At 58.9% G+C, this 3,538-nt stretch carries 3 protein-coding genes and 1 pseudogene; 3 read left to right on the top strand and 1 reads right to left on the bottom strand.

The window, feature by feature from the left end:
* Nucleotides 1-99: pseudogene (locus tag WCA53_RS05140) on the bottom strand (orotate phosphoribosyltransferase); the annotation flags it as partial.
* 36 nt (nt 100-135) lie between these two features.
* On the opposite strand from WCA53_RS05140, the gene WCA53_RS05135 reads away from it, so the two are divergent.
* The 3 genes from WCA53_RS05135 to WCA53_RS05125 all read left to right on the top strand — a co-directional run.
* Nucleotides 136-432 carry a hypothetical protein gene (locus tag WCA53_RS05135; RefSeq protein ID WP_423906382.1) on the top strand — a complete coding sequence of 99 codons (297 nt, stop codon included), beginning with the start codon at nt 136-138 and terminating at the stop codon, nt 430-432.
* A 164-nt stretch (nt 433-596) separates the two neighbouring features.
* Entirely contained in the window at nt 597-2,888 is a 2,292-nt protein-coding gene (locus WCA53_RS05130) for an NADP-dependent malic enzyme (RefSeq protein WP_423906379.1), read from the top strand.
* Between the two features lie 335 nt (nt 2,889-3,223).
* On the top strand, nt 3,224-3,538 hold a 315-nt coding region (locus WCA53_RS05125), incomplete at its 3' end, for an ESPR domain-containing protein (protein WP_423906374.1).

Below are 3,538 nucleotides of genomic sequence, written 5' to 3'. Positions count from 1 at the left end.
GAAAATATACGGTTTGTCCGCGTTGAAGTGCACAGCCTGGACTTCAAGGAGCATTTTGGCGGTGGTGTCGGAGATCGTCTGGCGATCGAAGCCTGTCATGGGCGAATCCTTGATTTGCGTGAATGTGCGTGAATTTTGCGTGCGCGTCGTTTAGGCCAGGGGCTGGCGAAGCAAGGGCAGCTTTTGGCTTTTGGCGGCAGCGGCAACAACCGGACGAGTGAAATATCGGCGGTGTTCGCTACGCGCGTAGCCGGGGATTTTACCCGACTGGCGGCACGCGAGCGAGTACGACGCGGCGCGGAGTTGCCAAAAGCGATGCGGCGCACGCGGCATCAGGGCAAGCGTCTTTTGTTCATGCACACGTCGTTTCTTTCGAAAATGTTGCTGCGCGTCAATTTAAACGTGCGGTGTACACTAAATATCCAAGAATAATGCGAAGACAAAAGCTCTTTGCATGCGCGCCAACGCACATACATCCTGTGCGCCGGGCGTCGCACAGCGTCGCGCATTTCACGGCCGCATTACCTGCGCTTAGCGAAACTTAGCGAAACGAATCTCCTCATTCACGATTTCTTTCACAACGCCTCAGGCCAATCATGGACGAACAACTCAAGCTCAGCGCCCTCGCCTATCACCAGTTTCCGAAGCCCGGCAAGATTTCCGTCACGCCGACAAAACCCTTGTCGAACCAACTGGATTTGTCGCTGGCTTATTCGCCAGGGGTGGCGGCTGCCTGCATGGCGATCTTCGATGAACCGCTCAACGCGCAGAAATACACGTCGCGTGGCAATCTGGTCGGCGTGGTGACCAACGGCACGGCCGTGCTCGGGCTCGGCAACATCGGTCCGCTCGCCGCCAAGCCGGTGATGGAAGGCAAGGGTTGCCTCTTCAAGAAATTCGCGGGTATCGACGTGTTCGACATCGAACTCGCCGAAACCGACCCGGACAAACTTGTGGAAGCCATCGCGATGCTCGAGCCCACGCTCGGCGGCATCAACCTTGAGGACATCAAGGCGCCAGAGTGCTTCTATATCGAGAAGAAGCTGCGCGAGCGCATGAAGATTCCCGTCTTCCACGACGACCAGCACGGCACGGCGATCATTGCATCGGCAGCGATTCTCAACGGCCTGAAAGTGGTCGGCAAGAACCTCGGCGAAGTGAAGCTCGTGTGTTCGGGCGCGGGCGCAGCGGCGATCGCGTGTCTTGATTTGCTCGTCGACCTTGGGCTCAACAAGGCGAATGTGCTTGTGGTGGACTCCAAAGGCGTGATCTATGAAGGGCGCGGGAACCTGGACCCGTCGAAGGAACGCTACGCCGCGAATACGAATGACCGCACGCTGGCCGACGCCATCAAGCAAGCCGACGTTTTCCTCGGCTGCTCCAGTGCTGGCGTGCTCAAGCCGGAAATGGTCACCGTCATGGGCGCGCAGCCGCTGATCCTCGCGCTCGCCAATCCCGAGCCGGAGATCCGGCCCGAGGAAGCAAAGAAGGTGCGTCCCGACGCGATCATCGCGACCGGCCGTTCGGACTATCCGAACCAGGTCAACAACGTGTTGTGTTTTCCGTTCATCTTCCGCGGCGCGCTCGATGTGGGCGCAACCACGATCACGGAGGAGATGAAACTCGCGTGCGTGCGTGCGATTGCCGAACTGGCCCAGGAGACCGATCAGGGCGATGAAGTCGCGAAGGCCTACGAAGGTCATACGCTCGAATTCGGCCCGGACTACCTGATCCCGAAGCCCTTCGATCCGCGCCTGATCATCAAGATCGCGCCGGCCGTGGCGCAAGCTGCGATGGATTCGGGCGTGGCCACGCGGCCGATCCACGACATGGACGCGTATCGCGAGGAACTGAGCACGACGGTTTATCGCACGGGCATGGTGATGCGTCCGGTCTTCCAGGCGGCGAAATCAGCGCCGGCCCGCATCGTGTTTGCCGAGGGCGAGGATGAACGCGTGCTGCGCGCCGCGCAATTCGTGCTGTTGGAAAAGATCGCGCGGCCGATCATCATCGGCCGTCCGGCGGTGGTGGAGATGCGTCTTCAGAAGATGGGGTCGAAGCTGAAGTGCGGCGTCGATTTCGAAATAGTGAATCCGGAAGACGATCCGCGTTACCAGAAGTGCTGGCACGAATATCACAACATCGCGGCGCGCGAAGGCGTAACGCCCGAGAACGCCAAGGCCGCGCTGCGCAAGTTCAATACGCTGATTGGCGCGCTGCTAGTGCGTCTCGGCGATGCCGACGGCATGATCTGCGGCATGATCGACACGTACCACGACCATCTCAAATTTATCGAGCAGGTGCTTGGCAAGGCGGAGGGTGTTGAGAACTTCTCCGCGATGAATTTGCTGATGCTGCCGGGGCGCAATCTTTTTATCAGCGATACCTACGTCAACGAAGTGCCGACTCCCACGCAACTTGCCGACATGACGATTCTGGCGGCGCGCGAAATCGAGAAGTTCGGGATTGCGCCGAAGGTCGCGCTGTTGTCGAACTCGAACTTCGGCAGTGTGCCGACGGCTTCGTCCAAGCGCATGGCGGAGGCACGCAAGCTGATTGTCGAGCGGTGGCCGGAGCTGGAAGTGGAAGGCGAAATGCACGGCGACGCGGCGTTGTCGGAAGTCGTACGCAAGGCCGCGTTTCCCGCGTCGAAGCTGACCGGTGAGGCCAATTTGCTGATCATGCCGAATGTGGAAGCGGCGAACATCACCTACAACTTGCTCAAGATGGTGAGCGGGGAAGGCGTGACCGTCGGGCCTTTCCTGCTCGGCGCGGACAAGCCTGTTCACATTCTCACACCGGCCGCGACCGTGCGCCGGATCATCAACATGACGGCGGTTGCGTCGGCGAACGCGCGGGTGGCGAAGGTGGTGAGCGGGGAGGGGTGAACGTAGAGGTTCATCTGCCATCCTGATGATTTTGTGACAGATTGTTGATTAGCAGGCAGAACGGCGACCGACGCAATCGGTCGCCATTTTTTTTGCACGGGAACGTTGGCAGCATCTATCGCAAATACGCGATCGATGCGCGTTCTTTTTTTTTGAGATGAATGCGGTGTGGTGCATACAACGACTCCATCCTTTTTCGGACTAATCTGATTCGAATGCAAAGTTGTGCTGAGTAGAGTCGCGGATCGTTTCACTTTCCTGCGTGCGCTCACGGACCGTTTCTATCGGTCGTTTCGCGTCCAGACACTTTCCGCAATTTTTGGCAGGTAATCAGCATGAACAAGGTCTTTAAATCGGTATGGAGCGAAGCTCTGGGCGCTTGGGTGGCGGCATCGGAATTGTGTCGCGGGCGAGGGAAAGGCGGCGGGAAGGCGGCGCGAGCGGTGGCGTTGGTGGTGGGGCTGGGGGTGGCGGGGGGAGCGTTTGCGGGTGTTACATTAAGCGATACAGCGACCGCGGTTAATCCAACCGATATCGCGATAGGTCCGAATTCGCTTGCTTCAAGTGTCACAGCCGACGCGATCGCCATTGGTGATACGGCTCGAAGTACCGCGAACGGGGCAATTGCCATAGGCGGAGGTGTACAAAAC

Origin of the sequence: Caballeronia sp., assembly GCF_049581465.1 — a bacterium.
GTDB lineage: Bacteria > Pseudomonadota > Gammaproteobacteria > Burkholderiales > Burkholderiaceae > Caballeronia.
This window is presented reverse-complemented; position numbering and strand designations above follow the sequence as displayed.

Excerpts from the sequence above, each read along its gene's own strand:
- WCA53_RS05130 (WP_423906379.1), top strand. The coding sequence starts at position 597 with ATGGACGAACAACTCAAGCTCAGCGCCCTCGCCTATCACCAGTTTCCG.